This window comes from Enterobacter sp. RIT637, assembly GCF_019718755.1.
Taxonomy (GTDB): domain Bacteria; phylum Pseudomonadota; class Gammaproteobacteria; order Enterobacterales; family Enterobacteriaceae; genus Enterobacter.
Map to the genome: position 1 here is coordinate 80,788 of NZ_JAIHAZ010000004.1, position 22,498 is coordinate 103,285.

Annotated in this window: 20 protein-coding genes and 6 tRNA genes; 16 read left to right on the top strand and 10 right to left on the bottom strand. The window is 52.9% G+C overall.

The window, feature by feature from the left end:
* Positions 1-1,475 (bottom strand): thiamine pyrophosphate-binding protein (locus K5E19_RS09070; protein WP_221551060.1); only part of this gene is annotated, 1,475 nt, incomplete at its 3' end.
* A gap of 185 nt (positions 1,476-1,660) precedes the next feature.
* On the opposite strand from K5E19_RS09070, the gene mgrA reads away from it, so the two are divergent.
* Together mgrA and K5E19_RS09080 are read left to right on the top strand one after the other, a co-directional pair.
* The gene (gene mgrA, locus K5E19_RS09075) at positions 1,661-2,650 is read left to right on the top strand and encodes an L-glyceraldehyde 3-phosphate reductase (protein WP_221550914.1); all 990 of its coding nucleotides are present in this window, start codon (positions 1,661-1,663) and stop codon (positions 2,648-2,650) included.
* Between the two features lie 133 nt (positions 2,651-2,783).
* Complete coding sequence (locus K5E19_RS09080) at positions 2,784-3,140, top strand: DUF2502 domain-containing protein (RefSeq protein WP_221550915.1); 357 nt, start codon at positions 2,784-2,786, stop codon at positions 3,138-3,140.
* A gap of 32 nt (positions 3,141-3,172) precedes the next feature.
* On the opposite strand, the gene K5E19_RS09085 is transcribed toward K5E19_RS09080, so the two are convergent.
* Entirely contained in the window at positions 3,173-4,411 is a 1,239-nt protein-coding gene (locus tag K5E19_RS09085; RefSeq protein WP_221550916.1) for an Nramp family divalent metal transporter, read from the bottom strand.
* Positions 4,412-4,761: 350 nt separating this feature from the next.
* On the opposite strand from K5E19_RS09085, the gene nupC reads away from it, so the two are divergent.
* On the top strand, positions 4,762-5,949 hold the full coding sequence (gene nupC / locus K5E19_RS09090; RefSeq protein ID WP_010433166.1) for a nucleoside permease NupC: 1,188 nt from the start codon (positions 4,762-4,764) through the stop codon (positions 5,947-5,949).
* A gap of 46 nt (positions 5,950-5,995) precedes the next feature.
* Here the strand turns inward: nupC and K5E19_RS09095 are convergent, their stop codons facing one another.
* From K5E19_RS09095 to K5E19_RS09105, 3 genes are all read right to left on the bottom strand, one after another.
* A complete protein-coding gene (locus K5E19_RS09095; RefSeq protein ID WP_221550917.1) occupies positions 5,996-8,185 on the bottom strand; it encodes an EAL domain-containing protein in 2,190 nt (729 codons plus the stop codon).
* A gap of 212 nt (positions 8,186-8,397) precedes the next feature.
* Positions 8,398-8,473: transfer RNA gene (locus K5E19_RS09100), tRNA-Ala, on the bottom strand.
* Between the two features lie 41 nt (positions 8,474-8,514).
* A tRNA-Ala gene (locus tag K5E19_RS09105) sits at positions 8,515-8,590 on the bottom strand.
* 217 nt (positions 8,591-8,807) lie between these two features.
* Here K5E19_RS09105 and K5E19_RS09110 point away from each other — a divergent pair.
* Both K5E19_RS09110 and K5E19_RS09115 read left to right on the top strand, forming a co-directional pair.
* A complete protein-coding gene (locus K5E19_RS09110; protein WP_221550918.1) occupies positions 8,808-9,170 on the top strand; it encodes a YfeC-like transcriptional regulator in 363 nt (120 codons plus the stop codon).
* A gap of 1 nt (position 9,171) precedes the next feature.
* Complete coding sequence (locus tag K5E19_RS09115; RefSeq protein WP_221550919.1) at positions 9,172-9,558, top strand: YfeC-like transcriptional regulator; 387 nt, start codon at positions 9,172-9,174, stop codon at positions 9,556-9,558.
* 51 nt (positions 9,559-9,609) lie between these two features.
* Here K5E19_RS09115 and gltX read toward each other — a convergent pair whose 3' ends face one another.
* A complete protein-coding gene (gene gltX, locus K5E19_RS09120; protein ID WP_221550921.1) occupies positions 9,610-11,025 on the bottom strand; it encodes a glutamate--tRNA ligase in 1,416 nt (471 codons plus the stop codon).
* Between the two features lie 257 nt (positions 11,026-11,282).
* On the opposite strand from gltX, the gene K5E19_RS09125 reads away from it, so the two are divergent.
* The 5 genes from K5E19_RS09125 to K5E19_RS09145 all read left to right on the top strand — a co-directional run bounded on the left by K5E19_RS09125 (position 11,283) and on the right by K5E19_RS09145 (position 12,139).
* A tRNA-Val gene (locus K5E19_RS09125) sits at positions 11,283-11,358 on the top strand.
* 42 nt (positions 11,359-11,400) lie between these two features.
* Positions 11,401-11,476 (top strand) — tRNA-Val (locus K5E19_RS09130).
* 29 nt (positions 11,477-11,505) lie between these two features.
* Positions 11,506-11,581, top strand: a tRNA-Val gene (locus K5E19_RS09135).
* Positions 11,582-11,585: 4 nt separating this feature from the next.
* Positions 11,586-11,661 (top strand) — tRNA-Lys (locus K5E19_RS09140).
* Positions 11,662-11,797: 136 nt separating this feature from the next.
* Positions 11,798-12,139: a FlxA-like family protein gene (locus K5E19_RS09145; protein ID WP_221550922.1), complete on the top strand. Its 342-nt coding sequence runs from the start codon at positions 11,798-11,800 to the stop codon at positions 12,137-12,139.
* On the opposite strand, the gene K5E19_RS09150 is transcribed toward K5E19_RS09145, so the two are convergent.
* The gene (locus K5E19_RS09150) at positions 12,130-13,062 is read right to left on the bottom strand and encodes a LysR family transcriptional regulator (RefSeq protein ID WP_221550923.1); all 933 of its coding nucleotides are present in this window, start codon (positions 13,060-13,062) and stop codon (positions 12,130-12,132) included. The genes K5E19_RS09145 and K5E19_RS09150 overlap by 10 nt on opposite strands.
* An 89-nt stretch (positions 13,063-13,151) precedes the next feature.
* Between K5E19_RS09150 and K5E19_RS09155 the strand changes: the two genes are divergently transcribed.
* The gene (locus K5E19_RS09155; RefSeq protein WP_221550924.1) at positions 13,152-14,147 is read left to right on the top strand and encodes a bile acid:sodium symporter family protein; all 996 of its coding nucleotides are present in this window, start codon (positions 13,152-13,154) and stop codon (positions 14,145-14,147) included.
* On the opposite strand, the gene K5E19_RS09160 is transcribed toward K5E19_RS09155, so the two are convergent.
* The 3 genes from K5E19_RS09160 to zipA form a co-directional block, all read right to left on the bottom strand.
* A complete protein-coding gene (locus K5E19_RS09160; RefSeq protein ID WP_003861328.1) occupies positions 14,144-14,359 on the bottom strand; it encodes a DUF3820 family protein in 216 nt (71 codons plus the stop codon). The genes K5E19_RS09155 and K5E19_RS09160 overlap by 4 nt on opposite strands.
* 1 nt (position 14,360) lies before the next feature.
* Complete coding sequence (ligA, locus tag K5E19_RS09165; RefSeq protein ID WP_221550925.1) at positions 14,361-16,376, bottom strand: NAD-dependent DNA ligase LigA; 2,016 nt, start codon at positions 16,374-16,376, stop codon at positions 14,361-14,363.
* Between the two features lie 69 nt (positions 16,377-16,445).
* Entirely contained in the window at positions 16,446-17,435 is a 990-nt protein-coding gene (zipA, locus tag K5E19_RS09170) for a cell division protein ZipA (RefSeq protein WP_221550926.1), read from the bottom strand.
* A 230-nt stretch (positions 17,436-17,665) separates the two neighbouring features.
* Between zipA and cysZ the strand changes: the two genes are divergently transcribed.
* From cysZ to crr, 5 genes are all read left to right on the top strand, one after another.
* Entirely contained in the window at positions 17,666-18,427 is a 762-nt protein-coding gene (cysZ, locus tag K5E19_RS09175; protein WP_221550927.1) for a sulfate transporter CysZ, read from the top strand.
* Between the two features lie 163 nt (positions 18,428-18,590).
* Entirely contained in the window at positions 18,591-19,562 is a 972-nt protein-coding gene (gene cysK, locus K5E19_RS09180; RefSeq protein ID WP_010433759.1) for a cysteine synthase A, read from the top strand.
* 317 nt (positions 19,563-19,879) lie between these two features.
* Positions 19,880-20,137, top strand: coding sequence for a phosphocarrier protein Hpr (gene ptsH / locus K5E19_RS09185; protein ID WP_000487600.1), 258 nt, complete (start codon positions 19,880-19,882; stop codon positions 20,135-20,137).
* 44 nt (positions 20,138-20,181) lie between these two features.
* Positions 20,182-21,909: a phosphoenolpyruvate-protein phosphotransferase PtsI gene (gene ptsI / locus K5E19_RS09190; RefSeq protein WP_221550928.1), complete on the top strand. Its 1,728-nt coding sequence runs from the start codon at positions 20,182-20,184 to the stop codon at positions 21,907-21,909.
* A 40-nt stretch (positions 21,910-21,949) separates the two neighbouring features.
* Positions 21,950-22,459 (top strand): PTS glucose transporter subunit IIA, encoded by a 510-nt coding sequence (gene crr, locus K5E19_RS09195; RefSeq protein WP_003861316.1) that lies wholly within the window; start codon positions 21,950-21,952, stop codon positions 22,457-22,459.
* Positions 22,460-22,498 lie beyond the last annotated feature (39 nt).

A 22,498-nucleotide genomic window follows, 5' to 3' on the forward strand; every position in this document is an offset into this window, starting at 1 on the left:
GCCTGCGGGATCTGCGTCCAGTTCCACAGGGCGATATCGTTATACCGCTGTTCAGGCCCGTGTATGGCCCTCTCAACCGTGTAGCCTTCGTTGTTGAGCACCAGGATAATCGGGTGCTGTTTATCGCGCAGCATTGAGCCCATTTCCTGAATCGTCAGCTGGGCAGCACCATCCCCGGTCAGGACAATCACGCGCCGGTCCGGACATGCCGTCTGCGCGCCGAAGGCCGCTGCCAGCGTGTAGCCAATCGACCCCCAGAGCGGCTGAACGATAAAATTCACGTCCGCAGGTAAGCGAAGATCGATCGCGCCAAACGCCGAGGTGCCCTGATCGGCAAGAATAATGTCGCCGGGGCGAATGAAGGTTTGCAGCATACTCCAGAAGTTCTCCTGCGTGAGCGAAGCGCCCTCTGCAGGCCAAGAAAAACCAGTTTGTGTTGAGGTGACAGGGCTTTCATGTACATGCTGTTTGCATAACTCTGCCAGCGTCTCAATCGCCTGCAGCATAGGAATGCCCGTGAACCAGACGTCGCCCACGCGGGAAGCATGAGGCTGCACTTCGATGGTCTGAGCAGGCGTGAGCTGATGAGTGAACCCGGCGGTCAGGGTATCGGTAAAGCGCGTTCCAATACACAGCACCGTGTCGGCTCTTTCAATCGCCTCTTTGACAGGCTCCGCACTTGCTGAACCACTGTAGGTACCGTAAAAACCCGCCTGCCGCTCGTCAAAAATGCCTTTCCCCATCAGCATGGTGGCGTGCGCCATCGGCACCTCTTTCACCCATTTCTGCAGCGCAGGTTTCAGCCCATGGCGGAGCACCAGAAAATCAGCCAGCAGCGCGGTCCGCTTGCTCATGGCCAGGCGACTCCGGGCGGCATCACGAAACGCTTTGAGACAGGCATTGTCCGCGTGAACAGGCTTGACGGTGAGAGCGCTTACAGGCGGAGTCGCAGCTTTTTTCGCCACATCCGCAGGCAACATCAAATAGCCAGGACGGCGTTCGCGCAGCATGGTGGTCAGCACGCGGTCGATTTCGTAGCAGGCATTTTGTTCGGTCAGGATCGCCTGCGCGACGGTGATGGGCTCGCTCATATGGTAAAAATGACGGAACTCACCGTCACCTAAGGTATGGTGCAATAACTCTTTTTTTTGCTGCGCCGCCATTCCCGGCGCCCCCACAATATGCAGCACCGGAACGTGTTCGGCAAAGCTCCCCGCCACCCCGTTCATGGCGCTTAGCTCTCCGACGCCGAATGTGGTTAACAGCGCGGCAAAGCCCTTACATCGGGCATAACCGTCTGCGGCATATGACGCGTTAAGCTCGTTGGCACAACCCACCCAACAGATATCCGGGCTGTCTATTACATGGTCGAGAAACTGCAGGTTATAGTCGCCCGGCACGCCAAACAGATGATCGGTTCCACAATCAGTCAGACGGTCCAGCAGGTAATCGGCGACGCAGTATGGGGTACGCATAAACAGGTATCCTTCTAATGTTGTTCTCACCTTGAGTATTAAATAAGCGTGATGACTGTCCAGAAATGGCAGTAAGAAGGAGTTGGAAAGAATGCTTTACAAAAAATGCTGCGCTATTCTCTCTTTTTTCGCGTTAGTGTAACCGTATACACACGTTTTTCTTATCAGCGTCAGAGGTCACGATCATGCATTATCAGCCGGATAAAAATCGTTATCAGACAATGCAGTATCGCCGCTGCGGACAAAGCGGGCTGAAACTTCCCGCTATCTCGCTTGGGCTTTGGCATAACTTTGGCGATGCCACGCTCATCGAAAACAGCCGTCAACTTTTACAGCGCGCGTTCGATTTGGGGATTACGCATTTCGACCTTGCCAATAACTATGGTCCTCCTCCCGGTTCAGCCGAACGTAATTTTGGGCGCATTTTGCTGGAAGATTTTCTCCCCTGGCGCGATGAGTTAATTATTTCGACGAAAGCAGGATATACCATGTGGGACGGTCCCTACGGCGACTGGGGCTCGCGTAAATATCTGGTATCGAGTCTGGATCAGAGCCTGAAGCGCATGGGGCTGGAGTATGTCGACATCTTCTATCATCACCGCCCGGACCCGGAAACACCGCTTCAGGAAACAATGAAAGCGCTCGACCATCTCGTTCGACAGGGCAAGGCACTGTACGTGGGGTTATCCAACTACCCTGCGGAACTGGCGCGTCAGGCAATTGAAATCCTTCACGACCTCGGTACCCCTTGTCTTATCCACCAGCCTAAATATTCGATGTTTGAGCGTGCCCCAGAAGCAGGTTTGCTGGAAGTACTGCAGCAGACAGGGGTTGGTTGCATACCTTTCTCTCCTCTCGCGGGCGGGCAATTAACCAACCGTTATCTGAACGGCATTCCAGCGGACTCCCGCGCGGCCAGCGGCAGCAAGTTCCTGAACCCGGATCAGCTCACCGAAGAAAAGCTGGAAAAAGTGCGCAAGTTAAACGCCCTGGCCGAACGCCGTGGTCAGAAGCTGTCGCAGATGGCACTGGCCTGGATTTTACGCCACGACGCCGTGACCTCCGTACTGATTGGGGCCAGTAAAACCGCGCAAATTGATGACGCTGTGGGCATGCTGGACAATCGCCATTTCTCGGAAGAGGAATTAACGCAAATCGAAGATATTCTGAGCTGAACAAATTAAAGTCAATTTTAGCAAAAAGTGCTCTTATCCAGGAATTCGGAGTTGAGGCGATGAAACGAGGCTTTACCAACTCGTAATATTGCGTTAACAGGCCCACAAGGCCCCGATCGTGAAGGAGAAGAGTATGTTCAGGTCACTGATTTTTGCAGCGGTACTTATGGCTGCGGCCCCGCTGGTCGCCAATGCTGGCGAAATCACCCTGTTGCCATCAGTAAAATTACAAATTGGCGATCGTGATGATTACGGCAGATACTGGGACGGTGGCTACTGGCGCGACCGTGACTACTGGAACCGTCATTATGAATGGCGTGGTGACCGCTGGCGCAGGCACGATAATGGCCTGCATCGCGGCTGGTATAAAAACAACGCCTATGAACGCGGCTACCGTGAAGGCTGGAACGATCGCGATGACCGTCGCGGTGGCTGGGGCGGACGCGGTGGTAAAGGACATGGTCATGGTGGTCACGGCCATCGTCACTAACGTAAAAAGGAGCCTTTTGGCTCCTTTTTGTTTTAAAGACCCAGCGCGGTTCCGACTAACAACCACAGATTCAGCGCCACCACCACGACCACAATCGCCCACCCGGCCCTTTTCACCAGCGTCGAGTTCACGAGATCGCCCATCAGCGTTTTATCGCTGGTAAAAATCAGCAATGGCACCAGCGCAAGAGCAATACCAAAACTCAGCAGGACCTGGCTCATCACCAGAATGCGGGTAGGATCCAGCCCCATCAAAATTACAATAAATGACGGCAGCATGGTGACGGCGCGACGCACCCACAGCGGAATATGGAAACGCACGAACCCCTGCATCACCACCTGCCCCGCCAGCGTGCCTACCACCGTGGAAGAGAGGCCCGCAGCCACCAGGCTCAGCCCAAATATCGTTGCTGCGGCATGGCTCAGTAACGGTTCCAGCGTCAGATAAGCCTGATCGAGATCGGCAATCCCCGTGTGACCATTAAAGTGGAAAGCGGCAGCGGCGGTGGCCATCATCGCCAGATTCACAAAACCGGCAATCGTCATGGCAAACGCGACATCCCATTTTGTCGCGGAATAGCGTTCCTTGCGCGTTCCACCGTGCAGATGCTGTGTCAGGGAGGAGTGCAGGTAAATCACATGCGGCATAATGGTCGCCCCGAGGACGCCAGCAGCCAGGAATACCGCTTCAGAGGTGGGCAGACTTGGAATCACCATCCCTTTACTCAGTTGCACCAGACTCGGCTGGGAGAAGATCAGCTCCACAATATAGGCTGCAGCAACGAACAGCAGCAAACCACCGATGACTTTTTCCAGCGGCTTCTGCCCGCGGCGCTGCAGCATCAGAATCAGGAAAGTCGCAATCCCGGTCAGCACCGCCCCCTGCAACAGCGACACCCCGAGGATCAGTTTAAATCCAATGGCAGCCCCAATGAATTCAGCAAGGTCGGTCGCCATGGCGATAATTTCAGCCTGGACCCAGTACAGCCATACCGCCGGACGCGGGTAGTGGTCGCGGATCTGCTCCGCCAGATTTTTCCCCGTGGCAATACCGAGCTTCGCTGAGAGCATCTGGATCAGCATGGCCATCAGGTTTGCCCAGACTACCACCCACAGCAATGTGTAGCCGAAGCTGGCTCCGGCCTGAATGTTGGTCGCAAAATTGCCCGGATCGATATAGCCAATGGCAGCAATGAACGCAGGTCCCATTAATGCGAACCGCAACTTGCGCGCTGCCCTGCCACTGCTACCCTCTACGCGACTGTTTGTCATTTCTGCCTCTGAAATATAGCCTTTGCTATGTTTAATGCTATCAAAATGAGAATGATTATCAAGATCATTTGTAAGGTTTGTAATGATTTCTCTGATAGCTTTTGACAATAGATGGGCAGGTGAGATGCGGGTGCTCTAAATCAAACATAGTTAGCGCACACTTTTGTGAAGCCTAGCACACAAACTTAACTTTTCACTCATTTACCTAACATAACAAAAATGTATTGTTGATCACTATTTTTGAGACTCGTCACAGGATGTAACTATAGTGTGTTCTTGATCTCGTTTTCTTTTCGCTTGTTACATAGAATGTGCACGAAAATTAAACCTGCCTCATATTTGGAGCAAATATGGACCGCGTCCTTCATTTTGTCCTGGCACTCGTTGTCGTTACTGCACTCGCATTGCTGGTCAGCACAGACCGCAAAAATATTCGTATTCGCTATGTTGTCCAACTGCTGGTCATTGAAGTATTACTTGCGTGGTTCTTCCTGAACTCCAACGTTGGCCTCGGCTTCGTGAAAGGCTTCTCCGAGATGTTCGAAAAACTGCTCGGGTTTGCTAACGAAGGGACTAACTTCGTCTTTGGTAGCATGAACGATCAAGGTCTGGCCTTCTTCTTCCTGAAGGTGCTGTGCCCTATCGTCTTCATCTCTGCACTGATTGGTATTCTGCAGCACATCCGCGTTCTGCCGGTGGTAATCCGCGCGATTGGCTTCCTGCTGTCCAAGGTGAACGGCATGGGCAAACTGGAATCGTTCAACGCCGTAAGCTCTCTGATCCTCGGTCAGTCAGAAAACTTCATCGCGTACAAAGATATCCTGGGCAAAATGTCCCGTAACCGCATGTACACCATGGCGGCGACCGCAATGTCTACCGTATCTATGTCTATCGTGGGTGCGTACATGACGATGCTGGAGCCAAAATACGTGGTGGCGGCGCTGGTCCTGAACATGTTCAGCACCTTTATTGTACTGTCGCTGATCAACCCTTACCGTGTTGACGCAAGCGAAGAGAACATCCAGATGTCAAACCTGCATGAAGGACAGAGCTTCTTCGAAATGCTGGGTGAATACATTCTGGCAGGCTTCAAGGTCGCCATTATTGTTGCCGCGATGCTGATTGGTTTTATCGCGCTGATCGCCGCCCTGAACGCCCTGTTCGCAGCGGTTCTCGGTATCTCCTTCCAGGGCATCCTGGGCTACATCTTCTATCCAATTGCATGGGTGATGGGTGTTCCGGCTCATGAAGCGCTGCAGGTTGGCAGCATCATGGCAACCAAACTGGTTTCTAACGAGTTCGTGGCAATGATGGATCTGCAGAAAATTGCCAGCACGCTCTCTCCACGTGCGGAAGGCATTCTTTCCGTGTTCCTGGTTTCATTCGCAAACTTCTCTTCCATCGGTATTATCGCCGGTGCGATTAAAGGCCTGAACGAAGAGCAGGGTAACGTGGTTTCTCGCTTCGGCCTGAAGCTGGTGTACGGTTCTACGCTGGTGAGCGTACTGTCTGCCTCTATCGCAGCGCTGGTACTCTAACTCACAGCGTGAAAAAAACCGGGAGCATGAAAGGCTCCCGGTTTTTTTATGCCCGTAATTCGGCAAGCGGTCTGGGTTTACCGAAGAGGTAGCCCTGCAGATAATCGACGCCAAAGTGCAGCAACATATCCCGCTGCGCCGGGGTTTCCACATATTCCGCAACCACACAGAGCGATTTTGTTTTTGCCAGATTACAGATCGACTGCACAATCATCGCATCCATGTTGTCGCTACAGATATCTTTTACGAAGCAGCCATCAATCTTGATGATGTCGGCCTGCAGGCGCTTCAGACGCTCAAAGTTGGCATAGCCAGTTCCAAAGTCATCAATAGCAATACGGAACCCATGATCCCTCAGCTGCTGGATATTGTTAATGCTACTGCCCGAATTGGAGAAAGCCTGTTCTTCGGTTATCTCGATGACCACGGCCTGGGGCGGGACGGTATAGCGAGCGAAGAGCGCGATAATCTCCGTGGCAACCTCTTTTTGCATCAAGGTCATCGGCATCAAATTGACGGAGAAACGCGTACCGGCATGCGTGGCGGGATTGTCCCGCAGCCAGACCAGTAGCTTCTCAACCACATTCATATCAAAGCGATGGCTCAGGTTAAACTGGGCAATCAGCGGAATAAAGCGATCGGGGGTGATCATCTCTCCCTCGCTCTCCAGGCGCGAGAGGATTTCGTAATATCCCTTCCCCTCGGCATTCTGAATCGACTGGGCATACAGCTGAAGCCCGTCGGCATCAAGCGCACGCTTAATACGCCCTAACATCAGCACCCTGTCGGTGGTTTGCCCGGAGACGTCCTCAATGCTGTTGGTTAAAGCGAGCACATTATGCGCAGCACACGACTGCTCCGCCAGCCAGCTAAGCTGCCCTAGCGTATGGTGCAGATTCTCACCGTCTTCAACCTCACCCCAGGACGCCCCAAACTCTATATCCAGCCCAGTATTGTTCCAGTAAATCTTACGGCTATTCAGTTGATCGACCATATGTTGCAGACGCTCTGAGGTTCCCGGCCCCAGCAATACCAGCACCAGCTCACTGCCGGGCAACTGGAAAAGCTGCTCGTCTTTTTGCAGCAGGGGCTGGAGCGACGCGGTAATCATCCGCTTGCAGTGAACCCGCATCAGAATGCCGTAGTGGCGGCTCAGAAACTCCAGGTTATCCATTCGCAGACAACACACCTTGGCATCAGGGTGAATCAGGAGAAAGTCATCCAGCGCGCGAATGTTAGGCAAACCGGTCAACGGATCGGTTAACGCCCTGTCCTGCCAGCCCTTCTTCATCCATTCGCTTCGCCGGTAAATCCGCGACATGTAAAGCAAACAGATGGCGAAAGAGATGAGTACAGACAGGATAAAGGAGAGCGAGTGCCCCGACTCCACGCCGTTAAGAAAGTTGTCGTTGTAGGTCAGTAGCAGGAGTGCGGATCCCGCCCATAGCAATGACATGAGCGCATAGCTTAAACAGCTGATGCCCAACGTAAAAAGAATAAAAATAATGGGCACAAGATATCCTGCAATTATAGGTGACTTTAGTGGTGCACATAAAATTGCCATAAGAGCGATCAGAAGCGTCAGCCAGACTAATATAAACAAGGATTTTTTGTGAAAAAACACGGGCTTTACGCTCCGCCGCCAGAAGGTTCTGGCGTAGCGGGGATTAATAATCATTCTTAATGGATAATAGAACATCATGGTGAAAATCAACGCCGCGCAGATCAGGCTTTGAATATCCACAACGCTGTAAATAAGGGTGCCTTCACCGAAGTACGTGGAGATTGTTACCGGGAAATGGAATAAATAGCCAGCCAGATACATTGATATTTTGATACCTATCGGCACCATAAAACCCAGCCAGAAAATACGGATCCCGATGTATTTATTCGGCACGCTGTGGCGCCAGCGCCTGCCCAGCACAAGGCGGATGATGCCACACGCAGCGAACACTGAAAAAGTCTGACAGAAAAGAAGAACTGCATATTGTAGCGGTGCTAAATCAACGGCATATATATTAGCAATAGTAAAACCTAACAAAACGGGAATAATTGCCCGGCGTCCAAACAACAAAATTACCGCCAGCATAACGCTTAATGGTAACCATGCTAAATAGACGTCATGCCCGTTAACAATAGCGCGCGGGGAGATATAACGGGAAAATGGCACCGCAATCAGGCATAGCGCCAGGGCAAGCATAAATATTTTTACATTATTGTAAGTTTTTCTATTCATTCAGTCAGGGAATCTATTTTACCAACGTATCATTGACCGGATGGATAATAGGTTTATTAATTGCTCGAATCAAGTTCAAGTCTATTTATAGACTCGTTTATTGATTTGAATTGAGGTGAGGTATAGAAAAAACGTTTTATCGCAACAAAAGCAGTATAAACATTTTACAAAGGCATAAAAAAACCCCCGTCTTTCGACGAGGGTTCAAATTTTGGTGGAGCTAAGCGGGATCGAACCGCTGACCTCTTGCATGCCATGCAAGCGCTCTCCCAGCTGAGCTATAGCCCCACATGTTACTTTACTTACCGCACTCTGTTGGGTTCAGAGTTTGGTGGAGCTAAGCGGGATCGAACCGCTGACCTCCTGCATGCCATGCAGGCGCTCTCCCAGCTGAGCTATAGCCCCGTCGTAAAGCTGTCATGTTGACGGGCGGCATAATATGAATTCCGCTGCTGAGTGTCAACGGCAAAATCAATCCCTCCCTTTCAATCGCTGAAAAATCATGCAAATGAAACACTTTGCGAGCCTGCTCGCAGTCAGGAGTTAAGCCTGTCACGTTTTCGTGTAAAACGGTGCTATAAGATGAACCACTAATTAACCCTACGAACACTCAGGAAATTGCATGATCAAGGAACGAATGACGCCAGAAGAGTTAGCCCTGCTCACTGGCTATAGCCGTCAGACCATCAATAAATGGGTACGTAAAGAAGGCTGGATTACATCGCCAAAACCAGGCGTTCAGGGTGGCAAGGCGCGTCTGGTACATGTGAATGAAAAGGTACGGGAATTTATCCGCAGTGCCCGCAGGGCCTCAGAGACGCCTGACGCGTCAGAAAGCGCCTGCTACGAGGGTTCACTTCATACGTTACTTCTGACACTGGCAAATGAGATGACGCCGGATGAGCAAAAGCAGCTGACATCGCTGTTACTGCGGGAAGGGATTACCGGATTGTTGCAACGTTTAGGGATTCGCGACCAGAACTAATATGAAAAGATTACGCAGCAAAATGACCACGGATGAACTGGCTGACTGTCTGGGTGTCGCCAGGCAAACCGTTAACCGCTGGATACGCCAGAAGGGATGGAAAACGGAAGGTGTTAACGGCGTAAAAGGTGGAAGAGCAAGACTGATCCATGTCGATGCGCGAGTGAAGGAACATATTATTAGCCTTCCTGCCATCCGTCACCGACAGGCGATTTACCAGGTAGCCGAAACGCCCTCTCTCTATGGGATACCGTCATCGTCTACCCTGCTCCCACAAATTATCGACTCGCTGGAGAACATGACGCAGGGTGAACAGGAGCGTCTTCTCATATTGCTGAAGCGGGAAGGGGTAAAAGGATTTCTGTCACGTCTCGGTATTGCTGAATAGCAGATAAAAAAAACGGCAGGTTACCCTGCCGTTTGATTGACTGGCGATTGATTACTGCTGGCTTTCACGCTCAGCAATAAAATCCAGTGCCTTATTGATACGCGCCACGCTACGAGACTTCCCAATAGCATGAACAGTGACGTCCAGCGCTGGAGACTGGCCCGCACCGGTCACGGCGACGCGCAGCGGCATCCCCACTTTGCCCATACCGACTTCAAGCTCATCTGCGGTTGCCTGAATCGCATGATGGACATTCTCCGCGGACCATTCTGTGATGGCAGCGATTTTGTCACGCACCACTTCCAGCGGCTGGCGGGCGACCGGACGCAGGTGTTTCTTCGCCGCGTCGGCATCAAACTCGTCGAATTCTTCGTAGAAGTAACGGCAGCTTTCGGCGATCTCTTTCAGCGTTTTGCAACGTTCGCCGAGCAGTTTCACCAGATCCGCCAGCTCAGGGCCAGTGCGGGTATCAATATTTGCCTGCTCAATGTGCCACTGCAGATACGTCACGACATATTCTGGCTGCATGGTATTGATGTAATGATGGTTCAGCCACAGGAGCTTATCGGTGTTGAATGCGCTTGCTGATTTGCTCACAGAGCTCAGAGAGAACAGTTCGATCATCTCTTCGCGGCTGAAGATCTCCTGGTCGCCGTGGGCCCAGCCCAGACGCACCAGATAGTTCAGCAACGCTTCCGGCAGATAACCGTCGTCGCGATACTGCATCACGCTCACCGCACCATGACGTTTAGACAGCTTTTTACCGTCGTCGCCGTTGATCATGGACACGTGCGCATACACCGGCACGGGTGCATTCAGCGCCTTGAGGATGTTGATTTGACGTGGCGTGTTGTTGATATGGTCTTCACCACGGACAACATGGGTGATCTCCATATCCCAGTCGTCTACCACCACACAGAAGTTGTAGGTTGGTGAGCCGTCGGTACGGCGAATGATCAGATCGTCCAGCTCCTGGTTGCTGAATTCAATCGGGCCACGGATCTGGTCATCAAAGATAACAGAACCCTCTTGCGGGTTAGCAAAACGCACAACGCACGGCTCATCAGCAGTGTGCTCGCTATGGTCGTGGCGGCAACGACCGTCATAACGCGGCTTGTCACCGTTCGCCATCTGCTCTTCACGCAAGGCATCCAGACGCTCTTTGGAGCAATAGCACTTATACGCCGTGCCCGCGACCAGCATTTCATCAATGACAGCGTTATAGCGGTCAAAACGTTTGGTCTGGAAATACGGACCTTCGTCCCATTCCAGATTCAGCCAGTTCATACCATCCATAATGGCTTCAATTGCTTCCGGCGTGGAGCGCTCAAGATCGGTGTCTTCAATACGCAGCACGAACTCACCTTTGTTGTGGCGTGCAAAAAGCCAGGAATAGAGAGCGGTACGTGCACCACCGACGTGCAGATAGCCTGTCGGGCTCGGCGCGAAGCGAGTTTTGATTTTCATGAAATGGCCTTACGTTATAAAGATGCCGGCAATCGGCAAATCCTGGGGGAAAACAATGGGCAATATTCTATCACTGTGCGGCGATTCCTCAATGTTGTTCCCTGAATCGGGCTTGAGTTTACTGTTTTTGTTTAGAAATCATGCGCCATCGCCCGTTTCGCGATCGTTTTGTCTAATTTTACGACGAACGAATAAAAACTTTAGAAAATGCGTTGACTCATTTTCAACTCTCCCTATAATGCGACTCCACACAGCGGGGGTGATTAGCTCAGTTGGTAGAGCATCTCCTTTACACGGAGGGGGTCGGCGGTTCGAGCCCGTCATCACCCACCATCTACTTTAAGTAGACTCGCAGTGTAGATAAGAATTGAGATTGGGCGATTAGCTCAGTTGGTAGAGCATCTCCTTTACACGGAGGGGGTCGGCGGTTCGAGCCCGTCATCGCCCACCATTCTCACCTTATCGCAGCAGTTCCGAAATGGGCGATTAGCTCAGTTGGTAGAGCATCTCCTTTACACGGAGGGGGTCGGCGGTTCGAGCCCGTCATCGCCCACCATTTCGGGTCGTTAGCTCAGTTGGTAGAGCAGTTGACTTTTAATCAATTGGTCGCAGGTTCGAATCCTGCACGACCCACCAATGTAAAAAAGCGCCCTAAAGGCGCTTTTTTGCTTTCTGCGATTTAATCCATTCGAACCTGCCAGATATGGCAGTTTTACTCAAGCTAATCCTTTCCTTGCCGATACCTCTGTTTTATGGCGAAAAGGATCTCATTATGACAACCCTCAATGCAGTTTCTCTGTCGGCGATGGAAATCGGCAGCGCTGATAACAGTTCTGGTAGCAATGACATTGCCTCCCAGATCAATCGGCTGATGAAACAGATAACAAAAGCCACTCAGCAGCTCAAAGAAGTGGCACTGAGTGATGCAACAGCGGAAGAGAAACAAAAGCAGCAGGAGCTACTCGAATCTCAGTTGACTATGCTCCAGGCACAGCTGGCACAATTGCAGCGTCAGCAGGCAGAAGAAGAAATGCCCAAACAGGAAAGCAGTCAGCCAGTGGCGGAAGGCGTCAACAAGCCCTCTGCTGAGCACAAGATTGATATCTATATCTGATCGTTAAACAGGGGATCGCGCGTGCGGGCTTCCATTAAGCGCTGAGCCTGCATGCGCACCACGTCCCAGCAGGCGTGAGCCGCCCCTGAGAGAGAACGGTTTTTGCGTCGGACCAGCATCAGCTGGCGTTGAACGCAGGGCGTAAAACGCCTCACCGTTAAGCGACTCCCCTGCGGTAACGGCAGCGCAAGCGCCGGTAGTACGCTTATCCCAATCCCGGCTTCGACCATGGGGAACAGCGTGGCCGGGTGCCCTATCTCCTGCACAATGGTTGCCTTCACGCCTTGTGCGACAAGCGCGGCATCAATCAACGGGCGGCTTCCTGAAGCATAATCCTGTAGCACCAGATTTGCCCCTTGCAACGCCTGCCATGTCACGTGCGGCAGCGATGCCAGCGGGTCGTCATCGCGGCAAAGCAACAAAAAGGGCTCTGAGAGCACCGCTTCACATTCAAGGTCGCTTACCGCACCAGGGTCAATAACAATGCCGAAATCCACATCCCCCTGACGGATACTCTCCAGCACCCACTGCTGCGGCCTGTCATGCAAAACAAAATCAATATCCGGATAGCGATGATTACTTTCAGCAATACACTGGGGAATGAGATGCGCGGAGATGGTCTGGCTCGCCGCCACCCTCACCGTGCCGGAAAGCTGTTGTCCGAGTCGCCCCACATCCCTGAGCGTGCTGTTCAGCTCGTCCAGCAGCCTCTCCAGACGCGTCGCCAGCTGCTGTCCCGCTTCGGTAAGCACCACCTCACGCGTCGTTCGGTCGAGCAGTTTCACTCCCGTCTGCGTTTCCAACTCCTTAACGCTATGGCTGACGGCCGACTGGCTGAGGCCGATCATCTCCCCCGCCCGGCTAAAACTGCGAGCCTGCGCCACTGTGACAAAAACACGAAGCTGCCGTAGTGAATAATTCATCTGTTTAATTCATGAATGGATGCAATAAATCAATTTTATTTCTCAAACGGAAGAAAGCACAATAGCGACATCTGCTTTCAGGAGTGATTATGAAACTTTTTCGTATCCTTGATCCGTTCACGCTTACCCTGGTGGTGACCGTTTTACTGGCTTCGTTTTTCCCGGCTCGCGGTGGCTTCGTCCCCTTCTTTGAAGGACTGACCACGGCGGCCATCGCCCTGCTGTTCTTTATGCATGGTGCCAAACTCTCCCGCGAGGCCATTATCGCAGGCGGTGGTCACTGGCGGCTGCATCTATGGGTAATGTGCAGCACCTTCATTCTGTTCCCGATACTCGGCGTACTGTTTGCCTGGTGGGCACCGGTCAATGTCGATCCTGCCCTGTATACCGGGTTCCTGTATCTGTGCATTCTCCCCGCTACCGTGCAGTCTGCCATCGCCTTTACCTCGCTGGCAGGCGGTAACGTAGCGGCAGCAGTCTGTTCAGCATCCGCCTCCAGCCTGTTAGGGATTTTCGTCTCCCCGCTGCTGGTGGGCCTGCTGATGAACATGCACGGCGCAGAGGGCAACCTGGAGCAGGTCGGAAGAATTTGTCTGCAACTGCTGCTGCCGTTTGTGCTTGGGCATCTTTCCCGACCGTGGACCGGCGCATTTGTGGCGAAGCATAAAAAATGGATTTCAAAAACCGACCAGACGTCGATTCTGCTGGTGGTTTACTCCGCCTTCAGCGAAGCGGTGGTAAACGGCATCTGGCATAAGGTGGGCGCAGGTTCACTGCTGTTTATCGTGGTGGTCAGCATTATCCTGCTGGCGATAGTGATTGCGGTGAATGTGTTTGTGGCGCGCAAATGCGGCTTTAATAAAGCGGATGAAATCACGATTGTCTTCTGCGGCTCGAAGAAGAGCCTGGCGAACGGGATCCCGATGGCGAACATTCTGTTCCCGACCTCGGTGATTGGGATGATGGTGCTGCCGCTGATGATTTTCCACCAAATCCAGCTGATGGTCTGCGCGGTGCTGGCGCGTCGCTACAAGCGCCAGACCGAAAAGCTGGCGCAGGAAGAGACCCGCGCCGCGAAGGCTTAAGGACGTTTCAGGGGCTGAACCAGCTGGGTCAGCCCCTCGGTTTTAATCAGTAACGTGATAGCCATCAGCTCGCCCAGTCGCCCGGCCGGGAATTCATCCTTGCGGGCAAACCACAGCAGATACTCCTCCGGCAAATCAATCAGCCTGCGGCCCTTGTATTTACCGAACGGCATCTCGGTATTGGCGATCTCAACGAGCTGCTCTTTCTCCACGTTACTCTCCTAACAGGCGCATCATTTCGGCTTCGTCGATAACGTCAATGCCAAGCTCCTGGGCTTTAGCAAGCTTCGAACCCGCAGCTTCCCCGGCGATCACCAGGTCGGTTTTCTTCGATACGCTGCCCGCCACTTTGGCCCCCAGCGCCACCAGACGCGCTTTAGCGTCGTCGCGGGAAAGCTGGCTCAGGCTGCCGGTCAGCACCACGGTTTTACCGGCAAACGGGCTGTCGATCTCTTCGGCGTTAACCACTACCGGCGCGGGCCATCTGATGCCCTCTTCCAGCAGCTTGCCGATGACTTCGCGGTTGCTCTCTTCGGCAAAGAAGTTAAAGACGTGCGTGGCAACCACAATACCGACGTCCGGTACTTTTTGCAGTTCGTCAATGCTCGCTTTCTCCAGTGCGTCAAGCGTGCCGAAGTACGCCGCCAGCCCTGCCGCGGTCGCTTCGCCCACTTCACGAATGCCCAGCGCGTACAGGAAACGGGCGAAGGTGGTCTCTTTCGCCGCCTCCAGCGCGTTAACGACATTCTGCGCTGACTTCGGCCCCATGCGATCCAGTCCGGTCAGTTTACCTGCGGTCAGTTTGAAGAGATCCGCCGGCGTGTGGACATACTCTTTCTCAACCAGCTGATCGATAATTTTATCGCCCATGCCGTCAACGTCCATGGCCCGACGGGAGACGAAGTGCTTCAGCGACTCTTTACGCTGCGCACCACAAATTAAGCCACCCGTACAGCGCGCCACCGCTTCACCTTCCACACGCTCAACGTCGGAGCCGCACACCGGGCAATGGGTCGGGAAGGCAATCTCGCGCGTTTCGGCAGGGCGTTCTGACTCTACGACGCTCACCACCTGCGGGATAACATCGCCCGCGCGGCGGATCACCACTTTGTCCCCAATGCGCAGGCCCAGGCGTTCGATTTCATCAGCGTTATGCAGCGTGGCGTTACTCACCAGCACACCCGCAACCTGGACCGGCTCCAGACGCGCAACGGGAGTAATTGCCCCCGTACGGCCAACCTGGAACTCTACGTCACGAACGAAGGTCATCTGTTCCTGAGCCGGGAACTTAAACGCCACCGCCCAGCGCGGCGCGCGCGCCACAAAGCCCAGCTGTTCCTGCAGCGCCAGTGAATTGACCTTGATGACAACACCGTCAATATCAAAGCCGAGCGTTGGGCGATCATCTTCCACTTTATGGTAGAACGCCAGGACCTCCTCCGGAGAGTCGCAGAGCTGAACGCGGTTACTGACCGGCAGACCCCACGCCTTAAACTGCAGCAGACGCCCGAGGTGCGTGTCCGGCAGCTCGCCGCCCTCCAGAATACCGACACCGTAGCAGAAGAAAGTAAGCGGTCGCTTCGCGGTGATACGCGGGTCAAGCTGGCGCAGAGAGCCTGCCGCCGCATTACGTGGGTTAGCAAACACCTTCCCGCCGGTGCGGCGCGCCTCTTCGTTTATTTTCTCAAAGCCCGCCTGAGGCAGGAACACTTCACCGCGCACTTCCAGACGCGCAGGAATATTCTCACCATGCAGCTTGAGCGGGATCGCGCGGATGGTACGCACATTGCTGGTGATGTCTTCGCCCGTCGTACCGTCACCACGCGTCGCGGCACGCACCATCACGCCGTTTTCATAAAGAATGCTGACCGCCAGGCCATCCAGCTTTAGCTCGCAGCACCAGCTCAGCGAATCACTGCTTTTCAGACGATCCAGGACGCGCTTGTTAAACGCCAGGAAACTCTCTTCATCAAAGACGTTATCCAGCGACAGCATCGGAACTTCATGGCGTACCTGACTGAAAGCACCCAGCGGTTCCGCACCGACGCGCTGCGTCGGGGAGTCCGGCGTGATGAGCTCTGGATGCTGCGCCTCTAATTCGCGCAACTCGCGCATCAGGCGGTCATATTCCGCATCCGGTACTTCCGGCGCGTCCATAACATGATAGAGATATTCATGATGGCGAAGCGTGGTTCGCAGTTCAGTGAGTTGTTGTTCGATTGAGTCCATATCGCACCATCAATGAGAAAAAACCCCCGACAGGCGGGGGTTGAGGAGGAGTTGAAGTAAACGCGACGATTACGCGTTGGCTTCCTTAACTTCGCGGATGCGGTCCTGATACTCGCGCAGCTTCTGCGGGGTCATCATTCGACGCTGATCGTCGAGCACTACACCACCCACTTCGTCGGCAATGTGCTGAGCGGACTGCAGCATCAGCTTGAAGTTTTGCAGCTCGTCACCGTAGGACGGGACCTGCATAAAGATAGTCACACCCGGGGTCACGAAATCCCCGGTCATTTCAGGGTCAAAGGTACCTGGGTTGACCATATTTGCCAGGCTGAACAGCGCCGGGCCGCTACCGTCAGGGCTCAGGTGGCGATGGAAAATATTCATGTCGCCAAATTTGAAACCTGCCTGCTCAATGCTGTTGAGCAGCACGTCACCATTAAGGTGGCTACCGTGATGGGCGCCAACGTTCATGATGATTACTGCCTCTTTGCGCTGCGGTTTTTCGACAACAGGTTCCGGCTCGACAACGGGCTCTGGCTCAACGTGTGGCGCAGGAGCTGGCTGAGGCGCAGGCTGCACGTGGACAGGCTGCTGTTGCTGTTGCGGCTGCTGAATCGGCTGCACTGGCTGCTGTACAGGTTGTTGCGCAGGCTGTTGAGGCACAGGTTGCGGCGCAGCGGGCTGCTGATGAACCGGCTGTTGCGGCGGCTGACGCACCGGCTCTTCCACAGACTGCGGCGCTGACTGGCGCGGCTGTGCGGAAGCGTACGGCGGTTGATACTGGTGCTGCGATGGACGAGGCGCTTCTTGCTCCCCATGTCCTGCGCCGGGCGCAGTATTGACCCGATGAACACGAACTTCACCCACGCCGTCGTCGTCGCTACCGTCGATGTCGTCTTCAACATCATCGTCATCACGACTGGACTTCATGCGCTTCAGTGGGCGATCGCGAAACATAGAAGAACGCTCTTTACGGCTGGTCCAGAAACCATGTACCAGTAAAGCGATTATGGCGATCGCGCCAACAATGATTAATATCAGACGCAAATCCTGCATCATTATATTCTCTGTTGTTCTAACACCTTGCCACCACGGCAAACATTTACTCACTAAGAGTATTTGCCGTTTAACTCAAGTGCAAGTGTATGCAGAGCATTCACAGCATAAAGATGCGCTAAAACGTGCTTTTTGCTGTTTTTTCGAACATTTCCGAACTGGTGATTGGTCCGTAACTGGATAATATAGGCGGGCAATTCCACTGGTTGTGTAAAAAGGAGTACAGCCTGGTTATGGTTTCAACATCTTCTTCATCCCCGCGCAGCGGTGTCTGGTATTTTTCTCAGGGCTGGAAACTGGTCTCTCTACCGGGTATTCGCCGCTTCGTCATACTGCCCCTGCTCATCAACATTGTGCTGATGGGCGGCGCGTTCTGGTGGCTGTTCACAAAGCTCGAGAGCTGGATCCCGTCGCTGATGAGCTACGTGCCGGACTGGCTGCAGTGGCTTGACTACCTGCTCTGGCCGGTGGCGGTGATCTCCGTGCTGCTGGTGTTTGGCTATTTCTTCTCGACCATCGCGAACTGGATAGCCGCACCGTTTAACGGCCTGCTGGCAGAACAACTCGAAGCACGGCTCACCGGCGCAACGCCGCCGGACACGGGCGTACTGGGGATCATGAAAGATCTCCCGCGCATCATGAAACGCGAATGGCAGAAGTTTGCGTGGTACCTTCCTCGCGCAATTGTGTTGCTTATTCTGTATTTCGTGCCCGGTATCGGCCAGACGGTAGCGCCCGTGCTGTGGTTCCTGTTCAGCGCCTGGATGCTGGCTATTCAATACTGCGACTACCCGTTCGATAACCATAAGGTGCCGTTTAAAGAAATGCGCACCGCCCTGCGCACGCGGAAAGTGACCAATATGCAGTTTGGCGCGCTGACCAGCCTGTTCACCATGATTCCGTTCCTGAATCTGTTCATCATGCCCGTTGCCGTTTGCGGCGCGACGGCGATGTGGGTCGACTGCTACCGTGCTAAGCACGCGTTATGGAAATAATGCAAAAATGTGTAAAGCAGGGGTGGCTTATGCCGCCCCTTATTCCATACTGATCCCCATTATTTCCCTGCAGTATATAGATATGCGAATTCCTTACTTCCCCCTACCTGTTCAACAGGTATGCTGGGTCGGTATCCCAATTTCATACAGTTAAGGACAGGCCATGAGTAAGATTTATGAAGACAACTCGCTGACTATCGGTCACACGCCGCTGGTTCGACTGAACCGTATCGGTAATGGACGCATTCTGGCGAAGGTCGAATCACGTAACCCGAGCTTCAGCGTAAAATGCCGCATCGGTGCAAACATGATTTGGGATGCGGAAAAACGTGGTGTGCTGAAACCAGGCGTAGAGCTGGTGGAGCCGACCAGCGGCAACACCGGTATCGCTCTGGCTTATGTCGCTGCAGCACGTGGCTACAAGCTGACGCTCACCATGCCTGAAACCATGAGTATTGAACGTCGCAAGCTGCTGAAAGCGCTGGGGGCAAACCTGGTCCTGACCGAAGGCGCGAAAGGCATGAAGGGTGCCATTCAGAAAGCCGAAGAGATTGTGGCCAGTGATCCGGCAAAATATCTGCTGCTGCAGCAGTTCAGCAACCCGGCTAATCCGGAAATCCACGAGAAAACGACCGGTCCGGAAATCTGGGAAGATACGGACGGTCAGGTTGATGTGTTTATTTCCGGCGTAGGCACCGGCGGAACGCTGACCGGCGTGTCCCGCTATATTAAAGGCACGAAAGGTAAAAAAGACCTGATTACCGTTGCCGTCGAACCGACTGACTCACCGGTTATTACTCAGGCTCTGGCAGGTGAAGAGCTGAAACCGGGCCCGCATAAAATTCAGGGTATCGGCGCAGGCTTCATTCCAGGCAACCTGGATCTGAAGCTGATTGATAAAGTTGTGACCATTACCAACGAAGAAGCGATCTCAACCGCACGTCGTCTGATGGACGAAGAAGGCATTCTGGCGGGTATCTCTTCCGGTGCTGCCGTGGCGGCCGCGCTCAAACTTCAGGAAGATGAGACCTTTACCAATAAGAATATTGTGGTTATCCTTCCGTCTTCGGGTGAGCGTTACTTGAGCACTGCACTGTTTGCCGATCTCTTCACTGAGAAAGAACTGCAACAGTGATGCCAGCATGTTAAAAACGCGTAAAAAAGCACCTTTTTAGGTGCTTTTTTGTGGCCTGCTTCAAAGTTTTACCCCTCCTGGCATTGCTTCACCCCGTTGTGTCTGGTATTTAAACCAGCAATTATTTTGATGCGTGAAATTAATCAGTGAACGAAATAGCCTTGCTGAATCGATTTTATGATTTGGTTCAAGTCTTGCTTTCGCTGCATAATGTTTAATGACGATTGAAACGTCAGCGCTAACAATACAGGCTAAAGTTAAGCCGCCAGGCTAGACTTTAGTTCCACAACACTAAACCTATAAGTTGGGGAAATACAATGTTCCAGCAAGAAGTTACCATTACCGCTCCGAACGGTCTGCACACCCGCCCTGCTGCTCAGTTTGTTAAAGAAGCGAAAGGCTTCACTTCTGAAATCACTGTAACTTCCAACGGCAAAAGCGCTAGCGCAAAAAGCCTGTTCAAACTGCAGACTCTGGGCCTGACTCAGGGCACCGTAGTCACCATCTCTGCGGAAGGTGAAGACGAGCAGAAAGCAGTTGAGCATCTGGTTAAACTGATGGCTGAGCTCGAGTAAGTTTACGGGTTCTTTTCAATATCAGTCACAAGTAAGGTAGGGTTATGATTTCAGGCATTTTAGCATCCCCGGGTATCGCTTTCGGCAAAGCACTGCTGCTGAAAGAAGACGAAATCGTCATTGACCGGAAAAAAATTTCTGCCGACAAGGTTGATCAGGAAGTTGAACGTTTTCTGAGCGGTCGTGCCAAGGCATCTGCGCAACTGGAAGCGATCAAAACTAAAGCTGGCGAAACTTTCGGTGAAGAAAAAGAAGCCATCTTCGAAGGGCACATCATGCTGCTCGAAGATGAGGAGCTGGAGCAGGAAATCATAGCCCTGATTAAAGATAAAGGCATGACGGCCGACGCGGCTGCGCATGAAGTTATCGAAGGTCAGGCAACTGCCCTGGAAGAACTGGATGATGAATACCTGAAAGAGCGTGCTGCTGACGTACGTGACATCGGTAAGCGCCTGCTGCGCAACATCCTGGGTCTGGCCATTATCGATCTGAGCGCGATTCAGGACGAAGTTATCCTGGTTGCCGCCGACCTGACCCCGTCAGAAACCGCACAGCTGAACCTGAAAAAGGTGCTGGGTTTCATCACTGATGCAGGTGGCCGTACTTCCCACACCTCTATCATGGCGCGTTCTCTGGAACTGCCAGCCATCGTGGGTACCGGTAGCGTCACTGCTCAGGTGAAAAACGACGATTATCTGATTCTGGATGCCGTAAACAACCAGGTTTACGTCAACCCAACTAACGAAGAGATCGAGCAGCTGCGCGCCGTTCAGGAGCAGGTTGCAACCGAGAAAGCGGAACTCGCTAAACTGAAAGACCTGCCAGCCATTACGCTGGACGGCCATCAGGTAGAAGTGTGCGCGAACATCGGTACCGTACGCGACGTTGAAGGCGCTGAGCGCAACGGTGCGGAAGGTGTGGGTCTGTATCGTACTGAATTCCTGTTCATGGACCGCGACGCACTGCCAACTGAAGAAGAACAGTTCGCTGCGTACAAAGCCGTGGCTGAAGCCTGTGGCTCTCAGGCGGTTATCGTCCGTACCATGGACATCGGTGGCGACAAAGAGCTGCCGTACATGAACTTCCCGAAAGAAGAGAACCCGTTCCTGGGCTGGCGTGCAGTGCGTATCGCCATGGATCGCAAAGAGATCCTGCGTGACCAGGTTCGCGCTATCCTGCGTGCATCCGCTTTCGGTAAACTGCGCATCATGTTCCCGATGATCATCTCTGTTGAAGAAGTGCGTGCACTGAAGAAAGAGATCGAAATCTACAAACAGGAACTGCGCGACGAAGGTAAAGCGTTTGACGAGTCAATCGAAGTGGGTGTGATGGTGGAAACACCAGCAGCCGCGACAATTGCGCGTCATTTAGCCAAAGAAGTTGATTTCTTTAGTATCGGTACCAATGATTTAACGCAGTACACCCTGGCAGTTGACCGTGGTAATGATATGATTTCACATCTCTACCAGCCAATGTCACCGTCCGTACTGACGCTTATTAAGCAAGTAATTGATGCTTCTCATGCAGAAGGTAAATGGACTGGCATGTGTGGTGAGCTTGCAGGCGACGAACGTGCTACACTTCTGTTGCTGGGTATGGGTCTGGACGAATTCTCTATGAGCGCCATTTCCATCCCGCGCATTAAGAAGATTATCCGTAACACGAACTTCGAAGATGCGAAGGTGTTAGCAGAGCAGGCTCTTGCTCAACCGACAACGGACGAGTTAATGACGCTGGTTAACAAGTTCATTGAAGAAAAAACAATCTGCTAATCCACGAGATGCGGCCCAATTTACTGCTTAGGAGAAGATCATGGGTTTGTTCGATAAACTGAAATCTCTGGTTTCTGATGATAAGAAAGACTCCGGAACTATTGAGATTGTTGCTCCGCTCTCCGGCGAGATCGTCAACATCGAAGACGTGCCGGATGTAGTGTTTGCTGAGAAAATCGTTGGTGATGGCATTGCTATCAAACCAACTGGCAACAAAATGGTTGCTCCAGTTGACGGCACCATCGGTAAAATTTTTGAAACCAACCATGCGTTCTCTATCGAATCTGATAGCGGTATCGAACTGTTCGTTCACTTCGGTATCGACACCGTTGAACTGAAAGGCGAAGGCTTCAAGCGTATCGCAGAAGAAGGCCAGCGTGTGAAAGTTGGCGACCCGGTGATTGAATTCGATCTACCACTGCTGGAAGAAAAAGCGAAGTCTACTCTGACTCCGGTTGTCATCTCCAACATGGACGAAATCAAAGAACTGATCAAACTGTCCGGCAGCGTGACCGTGGGCGAAACCCCGGTTATCCGCATCAAGAAGTAATTCTTGCCGCACAAAGAAATGGCGCCTTCGGGCGCCATT

Coding starts and splice junctions, on each gene's coding strand:
- mgrA (WP_221550914.1), top strand. CDS start 1,661: ATGCATTATCAGCCGGATAAAAATCGTTATCAGACAATGCAGTATCGC.
- zipA (WP_221550926.1), bottom strand. CDS start 17,435: ATGATGCAGGATTTGCGTCTGATATTAATCATTGTTGGCGCGATCGCC.
- K5E19_RS09095 (WP_221550917.1), bottom strand. CDS start 8,185: ATGAATAGAAAAACTTACAATAATGTAAAAATATTTATGCTTGCCCTG.
- K5E19_RS09155 (WP_221550924.1), top strand. CDS start 13,152: ATGAAACTTTTTCGTATCCTTGATCCGTTCACGCTTACCCTGGTGGTG.
- cysK (WP_010433759.1), top strand. CDS start 18,591: ATGAGTAAGATTTATGAAGACAACTCGCTGACTATCGGTCACACGCCG.
- K5E19_RS09115 (WP_221550919.1), top strand. CDS start 9,172: ATGAAAAGATTACGCAGCAAAATGACCACGGATGAACTGGCTGACTGT.
- cysZ (WP_221550927.1), top strand. CDS start 17,666: ATGGTTTCAACATCTTCTTCATCCCCGCGCAGCGGTGTCTGGTATTTT.
- ptsH (WP_000487600.1), top strand. CDS start 19,880: ATGTTCCAGCAAGAAGTTACCATTACCGCTCCGAACGGTCTGCACACC.
- ligA (WP_221550925.1), bottom strand. CDS start 16,376: ATGGACTCAATCGAACAACAACTCACTGAACTGCGAACCACGCTTCGC.
- K5E19_RS09080 (WP_221550915.1), top strand. CDS start 2,784: ATGTTCAGGTCACTGATTTTTGCAGCGGTACTTATGGCTGCGGCCCCG.
- K5E19_RS09085 (WP_221550916.1), bottom strand. CDS start 4,411: ATGACAAACAGTCGCGTAGAGGGTAGCAGTGGCAGGGCAGCGCGCAAG.
- crr (WP_003861316.1), top strand. CDS start 21,950: ATGGGTTTGTTCGATAAACTGAAATCTCTGGTTTCTGATGATAAGAAA.
- nupC (WP_010433166.1), top strand. CDS start 4,762: ATGGACCGCGTCCTTCATTTTGTCCTGGCACTCGTTGTCGTTACTGCA.
- K5E19_RS09150 (WP_221550923.1), bottom strand. CDS start 13,062: ATGAATTATTCACTACGGCAGCTTCGTGTTTTTGTCACAGTGGCGCAG.
- K5E19_RS09145 (WP_221550922.1), top strand. CDS start 11,798: ATGACAACCCTCAATGCAGTTTCTCTGTCGGCGATGGAAATCGGCAGC.
- K5E19_RS09110 (WP_221550918.1), top strand. CDS start 8,808: ATGATCAAGGAACGAATGACGCCAGAAGAGTTAGCCCTGCTCACTGGC.
- ptsI (WP_221550928.1), top strand. CDS start 20,182: ATGATTTCAGGCATTTTAGCATCCCCGGGTATCGCTTTCGGCAAAGCA.
- gltX (WP_221550921.1), bottom strand. CDS start 11,025: ATGAAAATCAAAACTCGCTTCGCGCCGAGCCCGACAGGCTATCTGCAC.